The organism is Sorangium sp. So ce1036, from assembly GCF_051369805.1.
In the GTDB taxonomy this organism is placed as follows: Bacteria; Myxococcota_A; Polyangia; order Polyangiales; family Polyangiaceae; genus Sorangium; species Sorangium cellulosum_F.
In genome coordinates, this window is sequence record NZ_JBBMOX010000001.1 from 681,367 (window position 1) to 704,286 (window position 22,920).

The 22,920-nt window shown below is 70.8% G+C and carries 11 protein-coding genes and 1 pseudogene; 4 read left to right on the forward strand and 8 right to left on the reverse strand.

Annotation, left to right across the window (positions count from 1 at the left end; all coding sequences use genetic code 11):
• Positions 1 to 144: 144 nt before the first annotated feature.
• The 4 genes from WMF31_RS02405 to WMF31_RS02420 form a co-directional block, all read right to left on the reverse strand.
• On the reverse strand, positions 145 to 981 hold the full coding sequence (locus WMF31_RS02405; protein WP_436600386.1) for a DUF4365 domain-containing protein: 837 nt from the start codon (positions 979 to 981) through the stop codon (positions 145 to 147).
• Positions 982 to 1,287: 306 nt separating this feature from the next.
• Positions 1,288 to 1,914 (reverse strand): LysE family translocator, encoded by a 627-nt coding sequence (locus WMF31_RS02410; RefSeq protein ID WP_436600387.1) that lies wholly within the window; start codon positions 1,912 to 1,914, stop codon positions 1,288 to 1,290.
• Positions 1,915 to 2,114: 200 nt separating this feature from the next.
• Positions 2,115 to 4,427, reverse strand: coding sequence for a sulfatase-like hydrolase/transferase (locus WMF31_RS02415; protein WP_436600388.1), 2,313 nt, complete (start codon positions 4,425 to 4,427; stop codon positions 2,115 to 2,117).
• Complete coding sequence (locus WMF31_RS02420; RefSeq protein ID WP_436606510.1) at positions 4,424 to 5,575, reverse strand: tyrosine recombinase XerC; 1,152 nt, start codon at positions 5,573 to 5,575, stop codon at positions 4,424 to 4,426. Before WMF31_RS02420 ends, WMF31_RS02415 begins: the two co-directional genes overlap by 4 nt.
• A gap of 465 nt (positions 5,576 to 6,040) precedes the next feature.
• Between WMF31_RS02420 and WMF31_RS02425 the strand changes: the two genes are divergently transcribed.
• The 4 genes from WMF31_RS02425 (at position 6,041) to WMF31_RS02440 (ending at position 19,415) form a co-directional block, all read left to right on the forward strand.
• Positions 6,041 to 7,564 (forward strand): MFS transporter, encoded by a 1,524-nt coding sequence (locus WMF31_RS02425; RefSeq protein ID WP_436600389.1) that lies wholly within the window; start codon positions 6,041 to 6,043, stop codon positions 7,562 to 7,564.
• Between the two features lie 539 nt (positions 7,565 to 8,103).
• Positions 8,104 to 14,832 (forward strand): neuraminidase-like domain-containing protein, encoded by a 6,729-nt coding sequence (locus tag WMF31_RS02430; RefSeq protein ID WP_436600390.1) that lies wholly within the window; start codon positions 8,104 to 8,106, stop codon positions 14,830 to 14,832.
• 45 nt (positions 14,833 to 14,877) lie between these two features.
• A complete protein-coding gene (locus WMF31_RS02435) occupies positions 14,878 to 15,426 on the forward strand; it encodes a hypothetical protein (RefSeq protein WP_436600391.1) in 549 nt (182 codons plus the stop codon).
• Between the two features lie 194 nt (positions 15,427 to 15,620).
• Positions 15,621 to 19,415: a SpvB/TcaC N-terminal domain-containing protein gene (locus WMF31_RS02440; protein WP_436600392.1), complete on the forward strand. Its 3,795-nt coding sequence runs from the start codon at positions 15,621 to 15,623 to the stop codon at positions 19,413 to 19,415.
• Positions 19,416 to 19,491: 76 nt separating this feature from the next.
• On the opposite strand, the gene WMF31_RS02445 is transcribed toward WMF31_RS02440, so the two are convergent.
• The 4 genes and pseudogenes from WMF31_RS02445 to WMF31_RS02460 form a co-directional block, all read right to left on the reverse strand.
• Entirely contained in the window at positions 19,492 to 19,761 is a 270-nt protein-coding gene (locus tag WMF31_RS02445; RefSeq protein WP_129348459.1) for a hypothetical protein, read from the reverse strand.
• The gene (locus WMF31_RS02450) at positions 19,758 to 20,594 is read right to left on the reverse strand and encodes an ExeA family protein (RefSeq protein ID WP_129348457.1); all 837 of its coding nucleotides are present in this window, start codon (positions 20,592 to 20,594) and stop codon (positions 19,758 to 19,760) included. The genes WMF31_RS02445 and WMF31_RS02450 overlap by 4 nt, the downstream gene beginning before the upstream one ends.
• Positions 20,595 to 20,680: 86 nt before the next feature.
• Positions 20,681 to 22,090: pseudogene (locus WMF31_RS02455) on the reverse strand (IS481 family transposase); the annotation flags it as partial.
• 100 nt (positions 22,091 to 22,190) lie between these two features.
• Entirely contained in the window at positions 22,191 to 22,880 is a 690-nt protein-coding gene (locus tag WMF31_RS02460; protein WP_129348455.1) for a hypothetical protein, read from the reverse strand.
• Positions 22,881 to 22,920 lie beyond the last annotated feature (40 nt).

Consider the following 22,920-nt stretch of genomic DNA (forward strand, 5'->3'; position numbering starts at 1 on the left):
CCGCTACCAGCCGCGCCGTGAACCGCTCGAAGATCACGATCTGGCGGACGCGCGCGATGAGCATGCCGCTGCGCTGCGCCTCGGTGCGGATCCGCTGCTCGAGCGCCTGTCGAAGCTGATCTGCGGTCCGGTAGCTGCGCGTCTTCATTCCGCGGCTACAATAGGGCTCGGGGGCAGCTCTTCGGCCGGGAATATGCCGCGCTCGATCCCCTCGCGGCGCGCCTGGTCCAAGAGCTCTGGATCCAACCCGGCCGCGCTGCAATCTCGGACGGTGCGGAGGGGAGCCGTGACAGGCACGACATCGTGCCAGGTGATCTCCGACTCCATCAACGTCGCACGGTGCAGGACGACGTGCGCCGGCATCGACGCAGCAGGCGCCCAGTCGGGCGGAACAGTCACATGGATCCGTGGGGGAAGGATATCGGAGAGCCCGCGGAGCATGAGCGCGGTGTGGTGGGAGAAAACCGCCGTCTTGCCGCTCTGGAGCCAGACGACGACCAGATCTTCCACGTCGGATACCGGTGGAAAGTGCACCAGGCGGAACACGCCTTCCACCACCGTCTCGATTTTATTGCGCTGCTCCATGTAGTCCAGGTAATCTGCAAAGCAGCCCGCCGCCCGCGCTTGTTCGGCCGTGAAGTACCCGGCCTGCTCTTTCGCCAGAGCGTCGAGGCGATCCTCGAGGCTACCTTCAGGGGCCCAGTGGAGATAGCTCCTCCTGCTCTCCCAGTTCTGGAGGTGCTTGACGTCCAGCGAATGATGCAGATGCGCAAGTTCTCCCTTCCCGACAAACCCCTTGAGGCTCTTGTGCCCTTTCACCTGCAGGTCGAGTGAGAGCCCGGTGGGCGTCCCTTCCCGCTCGAAGATCTCGGCTCGAACGTCCTCGCCCGTGTCGGGGTAGATGGCGGGCGACTCGACCTTCCACCACGCTTCCGTGAGCCGATCGGCGAGCTGAAAGACTGCCCGCTGGGATGTGCGCATCTCCTTGCTGAACCGAGGCCCTGTCCTTCTTTTGTCGGCCCTGGGATCCGGCACCTGAGCTGCCGTCGGGCCACCGGAGACGGCCTCGCCCGGGCAGATGAGCTGCCGTCGAGCCACCGGAGACGGTCTTGCCCGGGCAGCTCAGCGTTTCCATGCGATGCTCCAGCCCGCATCCTGGCACGGTCGGCGCGCGGCGCGAGGCGCCAGCGCTCCCGCCCCGCGCGCCGCGGCCGGCGCCTCGCGGCCGCGAGGTGCCGGCGCTCGCCCGTCGCCCTGCGCGCGCCGGTCAACGCATGTCGGGAGCGCTCACGTGCGCCGCTCGAGCGCGAGCTTGACCCCCAGGCCGACCATCACCGCGCCGCTCGTCCGGTACACCCCGGTGAGGACCCTCGGGCGCGCGCGCAGCCACGCGGACAGGGCGCCGGAGAAGAGGCCGACCAGCCCTTTCACCAGCAAGGTGAGCAGCGAGAACGCCGTCCCGAGCGCGACGAGGAGCAGGGTCGGGTGCTCGGCGTCCGCGGGGACGAACTGCGGCAGGAAGGCGAGATAGAAGATCGTCACCTTCGGATTCGACAGGTTGGACAGCGCCCCTTCGGCGAACAGCTTGACCAGGCTCGACGCCCGCGCCCCCGAGAGCTCCAGCGCGGCCGCGGGCGCGCGCAGCAGGCGCACGCCGAGATAGACGAGGTACGCCGCGCCGACGAGCTTGAGGACGAGGAACAGCGCGCTCGAGGCCATGAGGATCGACCCGAGCCCGAGCGCCGCCAGCGCGGTGTGGCCCAGCAGGCCGACGCTGATGCCGCTCGCGGTCGCCATCCCCGCCGACGAGCCCTGCGCGAGGGAGCGAGACATCACGAGGACCATGTCCTGCCCCGGCGTCACGATGACGAGGAGCGAGGTGAGCAAGAAAAGGATGATCTGCGCGTCCGACATGGCGCCGGTTCTCCTTGTCGTGGGCCTTACGATGGTGACTGTAGCGGAGCGCACGCGGGCCATCCATGGCAAGGCCTGCAGGGAGCAGGATCGCGATCGAGGGTCGTCGCCGCGCCGGCGGTCGCGGTCCGGTCAGCGCCCGGCCATCACGCGCGTCCCGCGTCCCGCGGCGCCCCGTTCCGGGTTGCGTTACGTTGCGCTCACTTGCGCGCGCCGGTCACGCGCACCTCGCGGAGGCGCGCCCGCATCGCCGCGTAGCGCGCCTCGATCTCCTTGGCCGCTCCCTTCCCGGCCTCGGTCCCCCACAGGTTCTTCCGCTCCTCCGGGTCGCTCGCGAGGTCGTAGAGCTCGAACCGGGCGCCGCCCGAGATCGTGAGCTTCAGGTCGCCGTGGAGGAACGACCGCCGCGCGTCGTTGTACGGCCCCGCCGGCATGTCGATCAGCACGTCGCGCGCCTGGGCCTGCTCGCCGGCGGCGAGGAACACGTCGGGCAGCAGCGACGTGCCGGACAGGAAGTCCGTCGGGGCCGCGCCCTCGCCGGGGCCGGGGACCCGCATCAGGTCGAGGATCGTCGGCGCGAGGTCGATCAGGCTGCGCCGCGCCGACACCCGCGACGGCGCCGCGCCCGGGACGTGGACGAGCAGCGGCACGCGCACGAGCTCCTCCCAGAGCTCGAAGCCGTGGCGGTACATCTTGTGCTCGCCGAACGCCTCGCCGTGGTCGCTGGTCACGAGGATCGCCGTGCGCCCGCCGTACGGCGCCGCCGCGATCGCGTCGAGCAGCCGGCCGATGTGCCGGTCCGTGAACGCGACCTCGCCGTCGTAGAGATCCCGCTGCGTCGCCGCCCCGAAGCTCGGCCCGTCCTTGTGCCGGAGGTAGTCGGCGTGCGGATCCAGGTAGTGGACCCACAGGAAGAAGCGCCCGCCCGTGCGCTCGGGCGACGCGAGCAGCCGGAGCGCCGCGTCGGTCAGCGCGGGGCTCGTCGCCTTGTTGTCGATGTCCCAGGGCGCGCCCTCGGGCGGCGCCGCGGACAGGTCCACCACGTCGAAGCCGCGATCGAGCCCGCCGAACTTCCCGAAGTAGCGGTGCCCGTGCACGCTCATCGTGCTCACCCCCGCGGCCTTCAGGCGCTCCGCGACGAACGTGTCCTCCTCGCCGAACTTGTTGAAATGACCCCAGTTCCGGTTCGTCTCGCTCCCGTACTTGCCGATGAGCATCGGGCCGACGCTCTTGCCCGTGTACGACGCGAGCGCGTACGCGCGCTCGAACACCGTGGACCGGGCCGCGAGCGCGTCGAGGTTCGGCGAGACCGGCCGCGGGTTGCCCGCGTAGCCGAGATCCCAGCGGAGGGTGTCGATCGTGATCAGGACGACGTTGAGGTCGTCCGGCACGCGCTGGGCGGCCTCCGGCGGGGGCTCGGCGGGGGGCGGGGGCGCGAGCGCGGCGAGCGCCGCGGCGGTCAGGTCGCCGCCGGTGCAGTCGTCGTCGACGCCGTTGTCGAGGACCTCCTCGGCGAGCGGGTGGACGCGCGGGTCGCGGTCGTCGCAGTCGCCGCCGCCGAAGAGCGCGGCCGCGCCGTCGCCGTCGCGATCGGCGGCGCGGCGCAGGAGCGCGAGGCTCTTGCCCGCGACCGGGGCGCCGCGCTCGAGCGCCTGGGCGACCGCGGGGGCCGCGCCGAGCGAGGTGGCGGCGCGCGCGGTCAGCCCGAGCGGCAGGAGCGCGAGGAGCAGCGCGACCGGGGCGCGGACCGTCCGGGCGGCGGCCTGCGCGAGGAAGGCGGCGACCGCGACGCCGAGCAGGAGCGCCGGGGCGCGCAGGTCGAGCTCGGGGCGCTTGAAGACGCCGTAGATGCCGAACAGGCCCCCCTCGCCGGAGACGCCGCCCGTGGCGACCCCGTACGCGAACAGCGCCGCGGCGGCGGCGAGCGCGACGCCGCCGGTCACCGCCGGATCGACGCAGGCCGGGCGCCCGTCGCTGGCCGTGGCGAGGGCGCGCCGGAGCGGCGGCGTCAGCGCGAGCACGGCGAGGCCCGCGATGACGCCGAGGCCGAGCGCGCCGGCGGCCACGGCGGTGCCGACCAGGAGCGGCGGGGCGTCGAGCCCGAGCAGCGCGCGGGCGAGCTGCGCGCACAGGGTCATCCACAGGAACGCCGCGAGCACGGTGAGCGGCACGAACGCCGCGATGTCGGCGGGCCGGCCGATCGCGCGCAGCCGGAGCGAGGCGACGAGCGTCGCCGGCGTCGGCGGGCGCGACGGATCGGCCGCGATCGCCCCGAGGCCCGCGACGAGCCCGACGATGAGCACGACGGGCGCGATCACGCCGGCGTCGGCGAGGTAGGTGGCGAGCTGGGAGGAGGGGTCGTCGGCGCCGCCCGTGGTCGCCCAGCCGGCGTCGAGGTTGGCGGCCAGGATGCCGGCGACGCTGGCGCCGAGCGCGCTCCGGGCGAGCCGCGCCGCCCACCCGCGCGCCAGCGTGGGGACCGCGGCGCCGGGGCCGGCCGGAGTCTTCTTCACGCCGGGCTCCGCTTCCGCGCCATGGGGTGGGCGGCGTCGTAGACCTTGAGCAGGTGATCGATCGAGACGTGCGTGTACCGCTGCGTGGTGGCGAGCGACGCGTGGCCGAGCAGCTTCTGGATGGCCCGGAGGTCGGCGCCGCCGTCGAGCAGGTGGGTCGCGCAGGTGTGCCGGAGCGCGTGCGGGTGCAGGTCGGCCCGGCCGGCGCCGAGCGCGCCGTAGCGGTGGACGAGCTCCTGGACGCGGCGCACCCCGAGGCGCGCGCCGCGGCGGGAGAGGAACAGGGCGCGGGGGTCGCGGGCGCCGGTCGTGGGATCGGCGAGCTCGTCGCGCCGCTCGAGGTAGCGCTCGATGGCGGCGAGGGCGTGGGCGCCGAGGGGGACGACGCGCTCCTTGTCGCCCTTGCCGACGACGCGCACCGAGGCGCGGCCGGGCTGCCGGTCGACGTGGGCGAGGTCGAGCCCGCAGAGCTCGGAGACGCGCAGGCCCGCGCCGTAGAGGGTCTCCAGGAGGGCGCGATCGCGCAGCCCCTCGGCGGTCTCGGCGCCGGGGGTCTCCATGACCTCGGCGGCGGCGTCGACGTCGAGGAAGGTCGGCAACGGGCGCCGGACCTTGGGGAGGGCGAGCTGGGCGGCGGCGTTCTTGTCGACCTCGCCGCGCCGCTCGAGGTAGCGGAGCAGGGCGCGGGCGGCGCCCACCTTGCGCGCGATCGAGGCGGGCGCGTGGGTGCGGGCGAGGGAGCCGAGCCAGCGCCGCAGGAGCAGCACGTCGAGGCCGTCCACGGCCGGCTCCTCGCCGCGCGCCGCCGCGTCCTGCGCCGCCTCGGCGCGCGCCGCCGCGTCCTGAGCCGCCTCGGCGCGCGCCGCCGCGTCCTGAGCCGCCTCGCCGCGCACGGCCGTGCCCGGCTTGGCGTTGCCACGCGCGGCCTTGTTCCGCGTCGCCTGGCCGCGCGCCGCCGGCGCCCGGCGCTCGGCGTCCGCGGCGGACTGCTCGCGAGCGAAGCGGGCGAGCTGGGTGAGATCGCGCCGGTAGGCGGCCACGGTGTGGCGCGAGGCCCGGCGCTCGGCCGTGAGGTAGGTGAGGAAGCGCGCAATCGCTTGCTCCAGCGTGGTCCCGCCGGATCGATCCCCGCTCTGCCGCGCGTGCATCACGGGGGTTGCCCTACCACCTCGGCCCGGTGGCGGGCAAAGAGACGCCGGCGGGCGAGCCGGGGCGGCAGCCGGGCGCGCACCGGGGGTGATCCGGCCGCGCGGCGGGCCGATGCGGGCGGCCGCGCCGGCTGCCCGGCGTGTCGCCGGCCGCGGCGCAGCCGGGTCGTGGCGGCGCGGCGCGCGGCCGGCGGGACACGGGGGCGGCGCGGAGGAGGCCTCTCTCCGCGACTCGCGGACTCAATGCCTCGTCGTGGTCTACTGCACCGCGCCGCGCGACTTTGCATGGTTGATCCGGCGGGGGGCGGCGGGGAGCTCGCCCGCGGCGCTCCGGGCACACGATCTTCTATGCCCGCGACGGCCTGCGGTGGATGGCGCTCATCGCGCCCATGATCCCGATATGTGCGCCGCACCCGCTGTGCTACGAAGGCTCGCCCGGGGGCGCGGGCGTGCGAGGAGCATGGAATGTCGAATGCAGCCGTGATCGAGCCCGCTGCGAAGGAGCCGCCGAAGCTCTCCTTTGCTCAGACCATCAAGAGCCTCCCGCGCTCGTTCTGGATGGGCTGCACCATGGAGATGTGGGAACGACTGGCCTACTACGGGGTCCGGGTCGTCATGCCCATCTACATCGCCCAGGCCGACGAGCCCGGGGGGCTGCATTTCAGCCAGCAGGACAAGGGCACCATTTACATGGTCTGGGCCCTCATCCAGTCGCTGCTGCCGATGGTCACGGGCGGCTACGCCGATCGATACGGCTACAAGCGCACCATCTTCATCACCGTCTGGCTCAAGATCATCGGTTATCTGCTGATGGCGACGCAGCGGAGCTTCACCGGCTTCCTGCTCGGCGTGGTGGTCCTGGCGACGGGGACGGCGCTCTTCAAGCCGGGGATCCAGGGCACCTTGGCCCAGTCGATGGACAAGTCCAACTCCTCGGTGGGCTGGGGGCTCTTCTACTGGCTCGTGAACGTGGGCGCGGCGATCGGCCCGCCTCTGGCCGGCTATCTCCACGGCAAGAGCTGGCCGTGGGTGTTTTACGGCTGCGCCGCGATCATCTCGCTGAACTTCCTGATGCTGTTCACGTACAAGGAGGTCGACTCCGGCGCGGACAAGACGTCGGACGCGTGGAAGGTCTTCCGGGAGACGATCAAGAACATCTGGGACGCGCGGCTCATCACCGTGATCCTGCTGCTCTCGGGGTTCTGGCTGATGATGTACCAGCTCTGGGATCTGATGCCGAACTTCTACACGGACTGGATCAGCAGCACCTCGTTCGTGCAGAACAACCCGTGGCTCCCGACGTCGTGGCTCGACACGAGGGATCCGCGCGGGGTCCAGCTCAAGCAGGAGAACGTGCTCAACGTGAACGCGGTGTGCATCGTCCTCTTCCTCGTGCCGTTCTCGTACCTGGTGGCGAGGATGAAGGTGCTCTCGGCGATGTCGCTGGGCATCCTCGTGGCGATCGGCGGAATCCTCGTCTCCGGGACGACGACGTCGCTGTACGTGCTCTTCCTCGGGATCCTGCTCTTCTCCACCGGAGAGATGCTGACCGGCCCCAAGAAGGTCGAGTATTTCGCGCTCATCGCGCCCCCGGGGAAGAAGGCGCTGTACCTCGGGTACATCAACATCCCGGCGGCGATCGGCCCGGCGCTCGGGGCGCAGCTCGCCGGGATCCTGTACGGCACCCGGGGCGAGAAGGCGACGCTGGCGCTGCGCTACCTCGCCGAGAAGACCGAGCTGGTGAAGGGGAGGGCGTGGGACGGCGACGTGTCCTCGCTGCCGGAGGTGACGGGGGTCTCGCGGCAGGAGGCGTTCAGGAAGCTCCAGGAGGTGCTGAACATCGATGCGGTCGAGGCCACGAAGCTGCTCTGGGAGACCTACCGCCCCTACGAGATCTGGTACGCGTTCGCGGCGATAGGCGTGGCGTCGCTGGTGGGGATGCTGATCTTCACGCAGCGATCGAAGAGGTGGAAGGACCTCGACGTGTAGCATTCCCGTCTCCGCCTCCGCCTCCCGTCTCCGCCGCCCGTCTTCCGTCTCCGTCTTCCGTCTCCGCCTCCCGTCTCCCGTCTCCGCCTCCCGTCTCCGTCTCCGTCTCCGTCTCCGTCTCCGTCTCCCGTCTCCGTCTCTCGTCCTCGTCTGGCCTCCCCGTGCGCGTGCGCGTGCGCGCTCACGGCATGACGGCGGCCGCGCGCCGCCACCCGTCGGGCGATGCAGGCCGGAGGCGATGACCCGGCGGCACGCCGGGATCATCGAATGGTGATCCCTCTTTACAAATCGTGAAGTGAAGCGCGCCGTGGTACTTCATCCATGACGTCCTGCAGGTGATTCCGGCGCTGGCCGCGGACGCTCGCAAGGGCTGGATCACGCGACCGACAGAAGCAATCAGATGTCTCGCGGGACCGCGCGGGGGGCGCGGAGCAGGGGCGCACGGATCGTCGCGCCGCGGGCTCCGAGGCCGCCCCCTGCCGTCTTCTGCTCCGCTGTCCACCGTCGGGCGAGACACGCCGCTGCCGTACGTCGACCTGGTGAACGAGATCCTCGTCCACGCCTTCGTGGGCGAGACCCTGGAGGAGAACGAGGCCCCGCCCGTCTTCCCGGAGCACATCGCGACCGTCGGCACCGCGGACGAGCTCGCGGCCATGCCGAACCCGCCCAGCGGCGAGGAGGACTGGCACGAGACGGCTTACGACCGCCTGTCGAAGCGCGACTTCCCCTTCAGCTTGCCGTACCACCACCGGCTCCACGAGGCGCGCGTCTATCTCGAGCACCTCGGCGTGCCGCTGCACGCGCTCATGTCCGAGCTGAGGGCGGGCTGGTCGAGCCCGGAGACCGCGGATCCCGGCAACATGGCCGCCTACCGGCTCGGGCTTTCATGGCGCGAGCTCCTGCTGATCCGCGGCGAACCGGTCCCGAACGGGAGCCTGGCGAGCGCCTGGGGCGTCGGCTGGATCCCCGGCGGGCTGTTCAACGTGCCGGAGTTCCTCGTGCGCTCGGGGCTGTCCTACGACGAGCTGCGCGAGCTGCTCGCGACCTCCGTGATCCATCGCTTCGGGTCGCCGACGATCGAGCCCGCGGGGAGCTGCGAGATCGAGGAGCAGACCATCGACAGTCAGATCGGCGATCTGACCGACCTGGACATCCTGCACCGCTTCCTGCGGCTCCGGCTGCGCCTCGGCTGGTCGATCCGCGAGCTCGATCAGGTGCTGACCGCGTGCGCCCCCACCGGCACGGACATCGTGAACGACCGCGCGCTGCGCGTGATCGCGGTGATCCAGGCGCTGCGCGCCGATCGGGGCATGTCGCTGCCGATCGCGGTGCTCGCGAGCTGGTTCGGGCCGCTCGACACCCAGCGCCGCGACGCGGGCGAGACGCCGTCGTTCTACGAGCAGCTCTTCCAGGCCAGGACCGTGACCAGCCCGGTCGATGCCGCGCTCGCGCTGCCGGGCGTCGCCGGCCTCTCGGCCGCCGACCTGCTCCCCGACCACATCCCCGCGATCCTCGCCGGCCTGCGCATCGGCCGGGAGGAGCTGTCGCTGCTCACCGAGGACTCGGGCGTCGGTCTTCCGGTCCTCGTCCCCATGATCGCGGAGGTCCCCGCGCTGGAGGCGCTGGCGAAGCTCCACCGCATCGTGACCTTCGCGCGGGCGGCGCGCCTGTCGCTGCCCGATTTCCTCGTGATCTACAACCTGAGCGCCTACAAGCCGTTCGAGGCCGACAACCCCGAGCGCACGCTGCGCTTCCTGGACACGGTCGAGCGCGTCCGGCGCTCGGGGTTGTCGCCCGCCGACCTCGAGGTCGTCTTCCGGGGGCGGTCGTCTCCGCGCGCGCGGGTCGCCGTGACGGACGAGGCCGTGAGCCCCGTGCTCGACCAGATGTTCGGCGCGCTGCTGGCGCTGCGCGGCAAGAACGGCGGTCCGGACAGCGAGGCCGAGGCGGCGCTCGTCGAGGACACGCTCGCCGCGGCGCTCAAGGTGGACGCGCGGTCGATGCACCTCCTGCTCACGGACATCCTCACGACGGGCGAGCCTGGCAACGCGTCGCTCGCCAGTGCCTTCTCGCTGCCTGCGGAGCTGCCCGCCTCGCCGCCGCCGTCGCTCGACAGCCTCGGCCTGCGCGCCGCGCAGCTCGCTGCCTACCGGCACCTGGCCAGGGCCGCGGCCATCGTGCAGCAGCTCGGCGCGAGCGCCGACGAGATCGAGCGGATCTTCACCGGCGCGTGGCCGGCGCTCGACCTCGACGGCCTGCCGCGTGCGGTGACCGACGGCACCGGCTCGGCGCTGTTCGAGGCCTGGGAGAGGCTCGTGGATTTCGTCGCGCTCCGTTCCCACCTCGTCGGGCCGAGCCCGTCGCTGGCGAGCCTGTTCGTGGCCGAGCCCGCGGCGCTGGCGGCCGCCACCGGCTGGCCCGCGGCCGACGTCGCGGGGGTGCTCAGCGAACGCGGCTGGGTGACGCTCGACCCGAGCAACGCCGCGCAGCAGGTCTCGATCCTCGGGCTCATGCGTCGCGCGATCGTGGTGCTGAAGCGGCTCGGCGTCTCGGCCGAGCAGGCGTTCGCGTGGGAGAGCGCGATCATGTCGGACGGCCCCGTGCCCGCCGAGAGCATCGTCCGGGCCGCCAAGGCGAAGTACTCCGACGCGGAGTGGGCGCGGGTGGCGCCGCCGCTGCGCGACGTGCTGCGCGAGCGGCTCCGGTCGTCGCTGGTGGGGTATCTCGTGGCGAAGCGGGGATACGAGGACAGCGACGACCTGTTCGCCGACCTGCTCGTGGACGTCGAGACGAGCCCCGCGGTGCTCACCTCGCGCCTGAAGCAGGCGATCGGCTCGGTGCAGACGTTCGTGCAGCGCGCGTTCTTGAACCTGGAGGCGGACGAGCTGACGCTCCCGGAGGAGGCGGCGCGCGAGTGGGCGTGGCGCAAGAGCTACCGCGTCTGGGAGGCCAACCGAAAGGTCCTCCTCCAGCCCGAGGCGTACCTCGACCCGTCGCTGCGCGACGACAAGTCCCCGTTCTTCAAGGATCTCGAGGCCGAGCTCCGGCAGAAGGACATCACCGACGAGGCCGCGGAGCGGGCGTTCGAGCGGTACCTCGACCGGCTCGACGAGGTCGCGAACCTCGAGGTCGTGGCCGCGTTCCACCAGCAGGAGGACGGCGATGACACGCACCTCCCCATCGACGTGCTCCACGTCGTCGGCCGCACCGCGGCCCAGCCGTACAAGTACTTTTACCGCACGCGGGTGGACGGGCTGTCCTGGACTCCCTGGGAGCCGATCGATCTCGACATCGAGGCGGAGAACCTCCTGCTCACCGTGGAGGACCGTCGCCCGCACCTGTACTGGCCCATCATCGAGGAGCGCGCCCTTCCGAGCCAGCGCATCCCGTCCGACACGCGCCACGCGGGCGAGACGGCGGAGACGCGCCATTACATCCGGCTCGCGTGGAGCGAGCGCCGGAACGGCACGTGGGGCGCGCGCCGTATGAGCGGCGGCTCGGAGGTGTCGATGATGCCGGATCGTCCCACCTACATCTCGCTGTTCCTGGAGCGCGAATCGACCCCGCGGCCGCCCCGGATCGCGGTGGTACAGATCTACTATTACTTCGGCCATCGCCTCGGGTACTTCGAGCGAAGCAGCTGCGGTGCACTGGAGGGCACCGATCACGACGAGGATGAAAAGAAGTCCTGGGAGTTCCAGCCCGCGAAGCCCAGCTTCACCAACTGGCGGCGGCAGTTTGTGGTCTCGACCATGAATGTGCCCTCGCTGGACGTTCCAATCGAGCTCAACGACCTCCCGAAGCGGCTCCCGCTGCTCAGGGATGTCTCCGCGTTCCGCGCGCTCATTCCCCGGGAGATCGGCGGCGGGGAGAGGGACGACAGCGCCTATGCCGGCGCGCCGTTCTTCTTCTACAAGGACGCAAGATCGACGTTCTTCTCCGAGCTCGTCCTGACCGAGCACACCGAGTGGTATCCTGCCTCGAAGATCCAGCCCGGGATCACGCCATTCGCCGACGTTGCCAGAGTCGACGCCGTGCTCGCCAAGCGCGCGGGGCCGATGACGGACGCGTGGACGAAGAAAGCGCCCACGATGACGCGCATCGCGCACGTCTACGAAGACGCGAAGCGGTACCGCTTCACGTCCTTCTACCACCCCTACGCCTGCCTGTTCCGGAAAGAGCTGCAGCGCGCCGGCGTGGACGGGCTGCTCAAGTGGTCGCTCCACCCGACCGATCCGCTCCAGCTCCGCTCCAGCAAGTTCTTCGAGCAGACGTACGACCCGGATCCCGCCAACGTGCTCACGCCGTATCCGGTCGAGGAGGTCGACTTCTCGTTCCAGGGCGCGTACTCGCTCTACAACTGGGAGCTGTTCTTCCACGCGCCGTTCCTGATCGCCCTGCGGCTGATGCAGAGCGGCCGGCACGCCGAGGCGCAGCGCTGGTTCCACTTCATCTTCGACCCGACCACGGGCGATCCGGCCCCGGCGCCCGAGCGCTTCTGGAACGTGCGGCCGTTCCGCGAGAACAAGGATCTCGCCTCGATCGAGGACGAGCTCCGGGATCTGTCGCCCTCGCAGCAGGGTACGATGGCCAGGCTGCTGGGCTCGCTCCTGGCGAATCAGGACGACGAGCCGGAGAAGGTCGATCTCGCCGCGCAGATCGAGGCGTGGCGGAAGGACCCGTTCAATCCGCACCTCGTCGCGCGGATGCGGCCGATCGCCTACCAGAAGGCGGTGGTGATGAAGTACATCGAGAACCTGATCGCCTGGGGCGATCAGCTGTTCCGGCGCGAGACCATCGAGGCGATCAACGAGGCGACGCAGCTGTACGTCCTCGCCAGCAACATCCTCGGCCGGCGCCCGGTGCGCATCGAGCGGCAGGACGCGGTGACGCCGCGGAACTACTGGCAGCTCGAGGCGCTCGGGCTCGGCGATCTCTCCGACCCGGTGATCGCGTCACGGTCCCGCGTCGAGGCGGAGAGCCTCGTGGTCGACTCGCTGATGGACTCGCTGCGCAGCACGTTCTTCGGGCACACGACTGACCTCGGAGAGCTCTACTTCTGCGTGCCCCGCGACGAGGCGCTCTCGGGGCTGTGGGACACGGTCGCGGATCGGCTCTTCAAGATCCGACACTCGATGAGCATCGAGGGCGTGGTCCGGACGCTGCCCCTGTTCGAGCCGCCCATCGATCCGATGCTGCTCGTGCAGGCCAGGGCGCTCGGCGTGGATCTCGCGACGGTGCTCAACGAGGCGAGCTCCCCGCGGCTCCCCTACCGCTTCCAGGTGCTGCACGCGAAGGCGATGGAGCTCTGCTCCGCGGTGGCCGGGCTCGGCGCCGCGCTGCTCGCCGCCATGGAGAAGAAGGATGGCGAGGCGATCGCACGGTTGCGCTCGGGCCACGAGATCGAGCTGCTCGCGGCGGTGCGGGAGATCAAGGCGCAGCAGATCAAGGACGCCCAGGCGACCGTCGCTGCGCTGGAGCGGTCGCTCGAGACAGCGCGGCTCCGCCGCGACCACTATGCGAGCCTGCCGCGGATCAGCGCGGCGGAGCAGGGCGCGCTGGCCATGAGCGTCGCGGGCATGGAGCTCGGGCTCGTGGCGCAGGCGGTCGCCGCCGTCGCCCCCGGCGTCGAGGCTATCCCTCCGGTGACGTTCGGCGGCGCCGGCGCGTTCGGGAGCCCGGTGGCCCTCACCACGGTCGGAGGGCAGGCCTCGGGCGCTCCGATCGAGGCGGCGTCGAACGTGCTCTCCATGGTGGCTGGCGCGCTGCGCGAGGGCGCGTCGATCGCGTCGACGCTCGCCGGTTACGAGCGGCGCGCCGAGGAGTGGGCGCTGCAGGAGCGGCTCGCGGCGAAGGAGATGCAGGGGCTGGAGAAGCAGATCGTCGCCGCGAAGATCCGCGCCGCGGTGGCCGAGGTGGAGCTCAAGAACCACGATCGGCAGACCGAGCAGGCCCGCGAGGTGCTCGAGTTCCTCCACGACAGGAAGCGCACGACCGAGGAGCTGTACGACTGGATGGTGGCGGAGCTGTCGACCGTGCACTACCAGACGTACACGCTGGCCTATGACATGGCCAAGCGCGCGGAGCGGGCGCTCCGGTTCGAGCTGGGCACGGCTGACGGCACGCCCGCGATGGTGCGCTTCGGCGCCTGGGACAGCCTGAAGCAGGGCCTGCTCGCGGGAGAGCGGCTCCAGCACGATCTCCGCCGCCTGGAGGTCGCGTTCCTGGAGCAGACCCCACGGGAGGTGGAGCTCGTGAAGCACGTCTCGCTCGCCGAGGTCGCGCCCGAGCAGCTCATGCACCTCCGGGAGACAGGCACCTGCGACGTGGAGTTGCCGGAGGAGGTGTTCGATCTCGACTACCCGGGCCACTACTTCCGGCGCATCAAGTCGGTCGCCGTCACGATCCCGACCGTGACCGGGCCGTACGCGGGCGTCAGCTGCACGCTCACGCTGAGCAACACGAAGGTGCGCAGCAGGGCGCAGGTGACCGGCTCCTATGACGACGCGGGGAACTTCCGGACGGATCTCGTTCCGCTCACGAACGTGATCGCGACGAGCGGCGGGGTGAACGACGCGGGCCTGTTCGAGCCGAACCTGCGTGACGAGCGGTATCTCCCCTTCGAGGGCGCGGGCGTGCTCGGCGCGTGCACGATCGAGCTCCCTGCGGCGAGCAACCGCTTCGACATCGGGGCGGTGAGCGACGTGATCCTGCACATCCGGTACACGGCGCGCTCGGACGGCGCCCTCGCCACCGCGGCGAAGGCGTATTACGATCAACACCCGCCGACGCGGCGCCGGCTGTTCAGCCTGCGGTCCGAGCTGCCGTTCGAGTGGGCCCGGTTCATGGCGGCGCCCTCGGACTCGAACGTGGCGCAGGAGCTCTCGATCCCGCTCACGGCCGAGATGTTCCCCTATGCGCCGGCGACACGGAAGGTCATGATCACGCGCGCCAGCCTGTATGCGCGGTGGAACGGCGAGCAGTACTACTCGAGCGGCGGTGCGCTCGCCGTCCAGGTGGCGCCGCCGGGCGCCGAGGCGCAGCCATGCACGCTCACGGCCTATCCGGACAGCAACCAGCGCAACACGGGCAAGAGCGACGACCTGACCTTGCCGGTCGACGGCGTGGCGCTCGGCGCCTGGACGCTCAGCGCGAGCAGCGGCGCGATCCTCTCGATCGCGAGCGGGCTCAAGACGGAGGACAACCGGCTCAACGACACGCTGCAGGACATCTACCTGCTCTGCGAGTACCGCTTCCAGTCGGCGTGACCATGGAAGAAACCCAGGCGATCTCTCACCAAGGAGTCAGCATCCATGTCGGACAACATCACGCTTCCTGAAGGCGCGGGCACGATCCTCGCCACCGACGAGATCCTCGGCGTCCACGTCCTGCGCGCCAAGGTGCAGACGGGCGTGGACGGCACGGCCGTCGACGTCTCGCAGGACGACCCGCTGCCGGTGGGCCTGGTCGGGGCGCTCCCGGCGGGCACCAACACCGTTGGCGCGGTCCACGTGACGCCGGCCACCGCGGGTGGGCTCTCCATCTACCGCAACGTCGGCCTGAGCACCACGGGGCAGAACGTGAAGAGCTCCCCCGGGCAGGTGTTCGGCTGGCACCTGGCCAACTGGAGCTCGAGCGACGCGTTCGTGAAGCTCTACGACACGGCGGGGGCCCCGACGGTCGGCACGACCCAGCCAGCCTTGACGCTCATGGTGCCGGCCGGGCAGGTGGTCTCGGCCGAGCACACGAACGGCATCGCGTTCACGAACGGCATCGGGATCGGCGCGTCCGCCGCGGCGTCAGACAACAACACCTCCACACCGGGGCCGAACACGATCATCGTGAACGTGTTCTACAAGTAGCGCTGCCCGCAGGGGGGACGAGCCCTTGTCCCGGGGGGAAGCCGGGCGACGAGGACAGGGCCGTAAAGAGCTCGAACCGTCCGTGAGCGGCGCTGGCCCGGCGCCGCTCACGGATTCGGCGGTCGACGCCGTCGTGCCGGAGCGAGGCGCTCCGGGCGCGCGGGCCGCCCATTGCCATGGGAAGAGAGAGACGGATGAACGCTCGTGAGCCCAAGAAGGAAACCACCGCTGCTCGGACAGGAGCGCCGGCCGCACCGGACGTCGGAACACGCGGCAAGCGCCGAGACCCGGCGTCCCTCGCCCGGGACGGGTCCGGTAAGGACACCGAGGCTCCGAAGGGCCTCCCCGGCGCGCCCAAGGCGCCGGCGCTGCCAGCGCCCGCGCTGCCGAAGGGCGGCGGCGCGATCCGCGGGGTGGATGAGAAGTTCTCCGCGAACCCGGTGACGGGTACGGGCTCGTTCTCGATCCCGCTGCCGCTGAGCCCAGGCCGGGCCGGGTTCGGGCCAGGGCTGGCGGTGACGTACGACTCCGGAGCTGGCAACGGTCCGTTCGGCGTCGGCTGGCAGCTGTCGATCCCGCGCATCACGCGAAAGACCGACAAGGGCCTTCCCCGTTACGACGACGCGCACGAGAGCGACGTGTTCGTCCTGTCCGGCGCGGAGGATCTGGTGCCGGCCCGGTCGAGCGACGGCGCGGTGCTCGACCGGTACGAGACGGAGGGTGAGCGGGTGATCCGCTACCGTCCCCGCGTGGAGGGCGCGTTCGCGCGGATCGAGCGCCGCGAGGTCAAGGCGAGCGGGAACGTGTACTGGACGGCGACGACGCCGGACAACATGACGAGCGTCTACGGGCGGAGCCAGGACGCGCGGGTCGCCGACCCGGCGAGGCCGGAGCGCGTGTTCTCGTGGCTGCTGGAGGAGACGCGGGACGACAAGGGCAATGTCGTCGCCTACGAGTACAAGGCGGAGGATCTGACGGGCGTGGCGCGCGACGAGGCCGCGGAGAGCCACCGCCACGCGGGGCGCGCGGCGGTCGCGAACCGCTATCTCAAGCGGGTCCGTTACGGGAACACGGTGCCGGGCGTCGCGGGGAGCTTCCTGTTCGAGGTCGTCTTCGATTACGGGGAGCACGAGGCGGTGGCGCCCACGCCGGCGGAGAGCGCCCCGTGGCCGGTCCGCCAGGACCCGTTCTCGGTGTACCGCGCCGGGTTCGAGATCCGCACGTACCGGCTCTGCCGTCGCGTGCTGATGTTTCACCAAATGTCCGAGCTCGGCGAGACGCCGTGCCTCGTGCGCTCGCTCGACCTCGCGTATGCGGAGAACGCATACCTGACGCGGCTCGCCACCGCGACGCAGGCCGGATATGTGCGCGATCCGCAGACGCAGGCGTATAGCCGCGAGGCGCTCCCGCCCATCGCGCTGACGTACAGCGAGCCGGTGATCCACCGCGAGGTGAAGGCGCTCGACCCCGAGGGTCTGCGCGATCTGCCCAGCGGCACGATGGGGTCTGGGCGGCGGTGGGTCGATCTCGACGGCGAGGCGCTGCCCGGCGTGCTGATCGAGGAGGGGGAGGCGCTGTATTACAAGCAGAACCTCGGCGCAGGTCTGCTGTCGCCGGCGCGGCCGCTGCCGTCGAGGCCGGCGGTCCTGAACGGCGGGCAGCTGCTCGACGTGGACGGGGACGGGCGCAAGGAGATGGTGGTGTTCGAGCGGCCGGTGGCGGGCTACTTCGACCGCACGGACGCGGGGTGGGCGCCGTTCCGGCCGTTCGCGTCGCAGCCGAACGTCGACTGGAGCGACCCGAACCTCCGGCTCATCGATCTGAACGGCGACGGGCACGAGGACATCCTCGTCACGGGGCCTGACACGTTCACGTGGTATCCGTCGCTGGCCAAGGGCGGGTTCGACCGGCCGATCACGATCGCGCGCCCGAGCGACGAGGAGCGCGGACCATCGCTGGTGTTCGCCGACGCGGCGCAGAGCATCTTTCTGGCCGACATGAGCGGCGACGGGCTGGTCGACCTGGTGCGGATCCGGAACGGCAACGTGTGCTACTGGCCCAACCTCGGCCATGGCCGCTTCGGCGCAAAGGTGCAGATGGGCGGCCGCATGCGGTTCGACCACGAGGGGCGCTTCGACCCGAAGAGGATCCGGCTCGCCGACGTGGACGGCTCGGGGACGACCGACATTCTTTACCTACACGCGGACGGCGTGCGCTTGTACGCGAACAACGCCGGCAACACGCTGGCTGCGCCGGTGATCTTGCCGCGGCTGCCGGACGTGAGCGATCTCGCGGCGGTCGACGTGGTCGATCTGCTCGGCTCCGGGACCGGGTGCCTCGTGTGGACCTCGTCGCTGCCCGGGGCGCGCCCGCGGATGCGCTACATCGATCTGCTCGGGAGCAAGAAACCGCATCTCTTGACGTCGGTCGCGAACAATCTTGGAAGGACGACGACGGTGACGTATGCCCCGTCGACGAAGTTCTACCTCGCCGACCGGGCTGCCGGCCGCCCGTGGGGGACGAGGCTCCCGTTCGTGGTCCACGTCATCGAGCGCGTGGAGGTGTTCGACGCGGTCTCGCGGCATCGCTTCGTGACGACGTATGCTTACCACCACGGCGACTACGACGGGGTGGAGCGGGAGATGCGCGGCTTCGGCATGGTGGAGCAGTGGGACACGGAGTCGTTCTCGGCGTTCAGCGGGGCGGGCTTCGCGCCGCCGGCGGCCAACGCCGATCCCGAGCTGCACCTGCCGCCGGTGCTGACGAAGACGTGGTTCCATACGGGCGCGTGGGTCGAGGGGGCGAAGATCTCGGCGCAGTATGAGAGCGAGTATTACGCTGGCGACGCGGGGGCGGTCCGCCTGGCGGATACGCCGATGCTTGAGGGGCTCCGCGCCGTGGAGATGCGCGAGGCGTGCCGGGCGCTCAAGGGGCGGCCGCTCCGCCAGGAGGTCTATGCGCTCGACGGGTCGGCGGAGGAGCCGCGTCCGTACGTGGTCACCGAGCGCAGCTACGCGCTACGGCGGCTCCAGCCCGCGGTGGGCGATGCGCACGCCGTGTTCTTCGCGCATCCGCGCGAGGCGCTGGAGTACCATTACGAGCGGAACGAGAGCGATCCGCGCGTGGCGCACGCGCTCACGCTGGAGGTCGACGACCACGGCGCGGTCCGGAGGACGGTGCAGATCGGGTATCGGAGGCGGGCCGCGTGGGCTGCGTTCCCCGAGCAGGAGCAGGGGAAGGCGACGTTGACGGAGCACGACGTGGTGCACCTGATCCCGGGTGAGGAGGGGGCTTATCGGATCGGGGTACCAATCGAGAGCCGGACCTACGAGCTGCACGGCTTGCCGCTCGGCCAGGAGGGGGTGCTCGCGTTCGAGGCGGTCCTCGCTGCGGCAGACGCCGCGACGCCGCTCGAGTACGACGGGACGTCGGGCGGGGCTTTCCAGAAGCGCCTCTTGCAGCAGGTGCGCACGATGTACTGGAGCGACGATCTGACGGGACCGCTGCCGTTCGGCGAGGTCGGGGGCAGGGCGCTGCCGTGTGAGAGCCTTGCCAAGGTGCTCACGCCGTCGCTGATCGCGTCCGTGTTCGGCGCTCGCGTCACGAGCGGCATGCTCGCGGAGGGGCGCTATCTTCAGCTCCCGGGCGATTCGGACTACTGGGTGTCCTCGGGGCGGGCGGTGCCCTCGGCGGCGCACTTCTACTTGCCGACGACATTCATCGATCCGTTCGATAATGCGTCGCAGGTAGTCTACGACCCATATCGCCTGCTCGTGACGGCGGTGACGGATCCGCTGAGCAACGTCACGGAAGCCGTCCCCGACTACCGCGTCCTCGCCCCGTGGCAGCTCACGGACGCGAACGGCAACGTGAGCGAGGTGGGCTTCGACGCGCTGGGCAGGGTCACGGCGATGGCGGTGATGGGCAAGCCGGGGGCGGGCGAGGGCGACACGCTCGACGACCCGACCGTCACATTCGAGTACGATTGAGCATAACCACGAGAATTGAGGGGCTCTTGCGCACGGAGCTTGAGGGACGCGGAGCGTCAAGCGGGTAGCTTGCGCGTCAGAAGGGGATGCCGTCATCGTCGGGTTGTTCGAGGACGCGGTGGACGGCCGAGCGGTAGGAGCGGATGGCGCCGCGGAGCGAGCGGATCTGGACGAGCAGATGGCGTGCCGCGCACAGCGTAGGCGGCTCCGTCGGCTCGGCGAGCGTGTCGAGGGTCGGGTGCTCGAGCCGGAGCGCGGTGGAGACGGCATCGAGCGCAGCGGAGAGCAGCCGCAGCTCCAGGAGCTCGCGCGCGGCGTAGAGCCTGCGGCGGACCGAGGGGCTCATCGCTTCTTCGTCGATGCTTTCGGCCGCTGGGGCGGAGAGAAGACCTCGAGGTAGAGCTTCTCGTCGAGCCGTGGCAGGCCGCGGTCGGCGCCGGCGGCGAGCAGCTCGTCGCAGAGGTTCATCAGGATGCGGTAGTTGCCAGCGGCGTGATCGACGAGGGTGGCCTTCAGCTCCGGGGTCATCAAGGCGAGGTTGCCGGCGGCCTCGAGGAGATGGTCGAGACAGGCGGTGAGATCGTCGCGGGAGGCGTAATCGAGGTGGAGGCGGCGGCGGATGCGGCTGCCGAGGGGCAAGAGCTCGGGGGTACGCAGCCGCTCGGGCAGGCGGCCGTCGCCGGCGAAGATGACGCAGAGCAGCTGGCGAGCGTCGAAGTCCTTGCTGGCGAGGATGCGCAGCTCGCAGAGCACCTGAGTGAGCGCCTCCTGCGCCTCATCGAGGATGAGCACGGGGCGGCTGCGCGTCGTGCTGATGTGCTCGCTCCAGCGCGTCCGCAGCGCCTTGAAGCCGCCCCAGCGGTTATGGGCGCTCAGGGGCACGCCGAAGAGCTCGCCGAGCTCACGATAGAAGTCGGGCACGCGGCTCTGCGGGTGCTCGATGGTCCCGACCGTCACGTCAGGCAAGGTGCCGAGGTGCTCACGCACGAGCCTGAGCGCGACGCTCTTGCCGGTGCCGGGGTCGCCGGTGACGAGCGCGAAGCCGCCGTCGGTGACGCCGCTCTCGACGCGCCGCAGGAAGGTGTGGACCTGTGGCGTGACGTGGAGCGCCTCGACGGGGAGGTCGGGTCGGAAGGGGTTGAAGATGAGACTGTAGAGGGACAGGATCTTCGAGGTCATGAGAGGGCCTCCTCCGTCGATTCAAGACAAGGATCTTGGTTCGCTGGGTCGAGCGCGGCGCCATCCTCGGGAGCGCCGTCCTGCCCGCCGTCGTCGAGCGCCAGGTACGCAGGCGGCAACCCGGTGGCGGCGTACTCGGCCATCAGCGCCTTGAGGTGCGGCGCGATCCCGGAGCGCCGCGGCGCCGGCGCGGGCTCGGAGAGCGCGCGGCGCGCGCGATCGGCGTTCTTGACCTTGTCGAGCGGCCGGAGCGTGGTGAGGTGAGCGCCGGTGCGCGGGTCGACCAGATCGACATGGCTGAGGTCCCAGCGCGCCACGCGAAGGCGGAGCCGGTTCAGGGTGCGATAGGCAGAGGGGACCTCGTAGCGCACGCCGCACGCCGTCACGGTCCCATCGCTTTTGCGCTGGGTACGCGTGATCTCCATGCGAAAGGCGCGGCGCAGCTCCTCGGAGCCAGGGCTGGGCCGGCCGACGTCGGGACCGCGAAGGTAGCGTTCCAGCGGCGTCTCCTTGAGCTCGCTATGGACAGCGCGGTGGTACTCCTGCTCGATCCATGCCTGGGTGGCCTGGTTGAGCAGGCTGAGGGTCAACCCCTCGACGCCCTCGAGCATGGCGAGCAGGCGCTTTTCGATCGGGCCCCAGAAGGACTCTTGTTTGCCGTTCTGGGCGGGCGTGCGGGGCATCGTGTTGAAGTTGACGATGCCGAGGCGCAAGAGCCCCTCCGTGGTCTCGGCGGCGACCATCTGCGAGCCGTTGTCGTCGAGCAGGGCGCGCGGCAGTCCTCGCTTCTGGATCCCCTGCGAGAGCGCATGCACCAGGGCTTGCGTGTTCTCCTTGTAGTACCACTGCCCGTGGCAGCAGACCCGCGAGGCATCGTCGAGTACGCCGAGCATGACCGGCTTCACCCACGCGCCGGACGGGTGGAGCACCTTGAGCGAGCCCTTGTGGAAGTCGAGGTGCCACAGCCCGTTGACATGCTCGACCTCGAAGGACCTGACCTCGCGGGGCACGTAGCCCTCGCCCCGGGCGATACGGGTCTGCCGCTTCTTCTTCGTCAGGCCCTGGTCCTTCATGAAGCGGCAGATCGTCGCGTAACCGGGGAGCTTCCCGAGCGATGGATCCTGCTTCGCGCTCGCACAGAGGTTGTCATAGTGGAGCTGGTAACTCCAGGTCTCGTGCTCGGCGTGCTGCTTGCCGAGCGCGGCGGCGAGAGCCGGCGTGACGCTCGGATGGGTGCCGGCGTGCTTGGGCACCTTGCGTGCGAGCGCCCGAAACGGGTCGAGCTCGCTGCGCGCGGCGTAGTACCACCGCTCGATCGTCTTGGCGGAGAAACAGACCGTCTCGCCGGTCGTCGGGTGATGCCAGGGGCGGCCGGAGAGCTCGGCGATGGTCTCGCCGAGCCGCCCCCGCACCGCCGGCGAGGCGAGCAGCGGTCCGATGATCGAAAGGCGCAGACGTGCCCATCGCACGCGCGCTGGCGTGTCTTCGTGGCTCATGGGTCCTCTCCGCGGGCAGGGTCATCTGTCCGTGCGCCGCGAGGGAAACCCTACGCCAACCTGCGAATCCCTTCATTTTACATCTTCTGCGTGCCCCTCATCAGGCCCCAGCGCTCCTCAGAAATCGTGCGCCGTCAGCGACAGACCCCGTGCTCAGCGGCGCCAGCAGCTTGAGCAGCGCCGTGACCTGCTCGACGGCGCTGCCGGTCAGCCGCTCGAGCAGCGAGCAGGGCAGTCTCGCCGCGTCCACGGGCGAGGCGAGCAGCCCGCGCAACGCCACGAACAGGCCCGTGACCGGCAACTCCGTCTGCCACCACCTCGACCACCGCCCGAGCGTCCGCGCCGGGACCTGCGTCGCCGGGGTCCGTCTCGGCGAGGCCTGCGCCGGCGCGACCTCTGCCGGCGGCACGTCTGCCGGCGGGACCTGCGCCGGCGGACACGCCGTCGTGCGCCGCAAAAGCGCGCTCGCGCTCGCGACGATGACGACCGCGCCGAGGTAGACGCGCCGGCCCAGAAAGACGACCGACGGCGGCGTGCGCCGCCGCCGGCACCCCTCCCGGCGGCAGCAGTAGCTGATCCTTCGCACCGGCGGCTCCGCGGTCGCCGCGATGAAGCGATCGCCGCGGGGCTTGCGGTCATAGTCGCTACGATCCAGCGGGCCGCCGCACCGCGGGCACCCCGCCCGCGCCACCTGCCGCGCGATCTCCTGGTCGATCTCCTGGAGGCATGAGAAAAATTTGTCCCCGAGGACAAAGGCGAGCCAGCATGCATCCTCTCCGGTCTTCCACACCCGGAGCGGGCCCTCTCGGACGACTTATGGCAAGTTTTCT

Excerpts from the sequence above, each read along its gene's own strand:
- WMF31_RS02405 (WP_436600386.1), bottom strand. The coding sequence starts at position 981 with ATGCGCACATCCCAGCGGGCAGTCTTTCAGCTCGCCGATCGGCTCACG.
- WMF31_RS02410 (WP_436600387.1), bottom strand. The coding sequence starts at position 1,914 with ATGTCGGACGCGCAGATCATCCTTTTCTTGCTCACCTCGCTCCTCGTC.
- WMF31_RS02420 (WP_436606510.1), bottom strand. The coding sequence starts at position 5,575 with ATGCACGCGCGGCAGAGCGGGGATCGATCCGGCGGGACCACGCTGGAG.
- WMF31_RS02425 (WP_436600389.1), top strand. The coding sequence starts at position 6,041 with ATGTCGAATGCAGCCGTGATCGAGCCCGCTGCGAAGGAGCCGCCGAAG.
- WMF31_RS02435 (WP_436600391.1), top strand. The coding sequence starts at position 14,878 with ATGTCGGACAACATCACGCTTCCTGAAGGCGCGGGCACGATCCTCGCC.
- WMF31_RS02440 (WP_436600392.1), top strand. The coding sequence starts at position 15,621 with ATGAACGCTCGTGAGCCCAAGAAGGAAACCACCGCTGCTCGGACAGGA.
- WMF31_RS02445 (WP_129348459.1), bottom strand. The coding sequence starts at position 19,761 with ATGAGCCCCTCGGTCCGCCGCAGGCTCTACGCCGCGCGCGAGCTCCTG.
- WMF31_RS02450 (WP_129348457.1), bottom strand. The coding sequence starts at position 20,594 with ATGACCTCGAAGATCCTGTCCCTCTACAGTCTCATCTTCAACCCCTTC.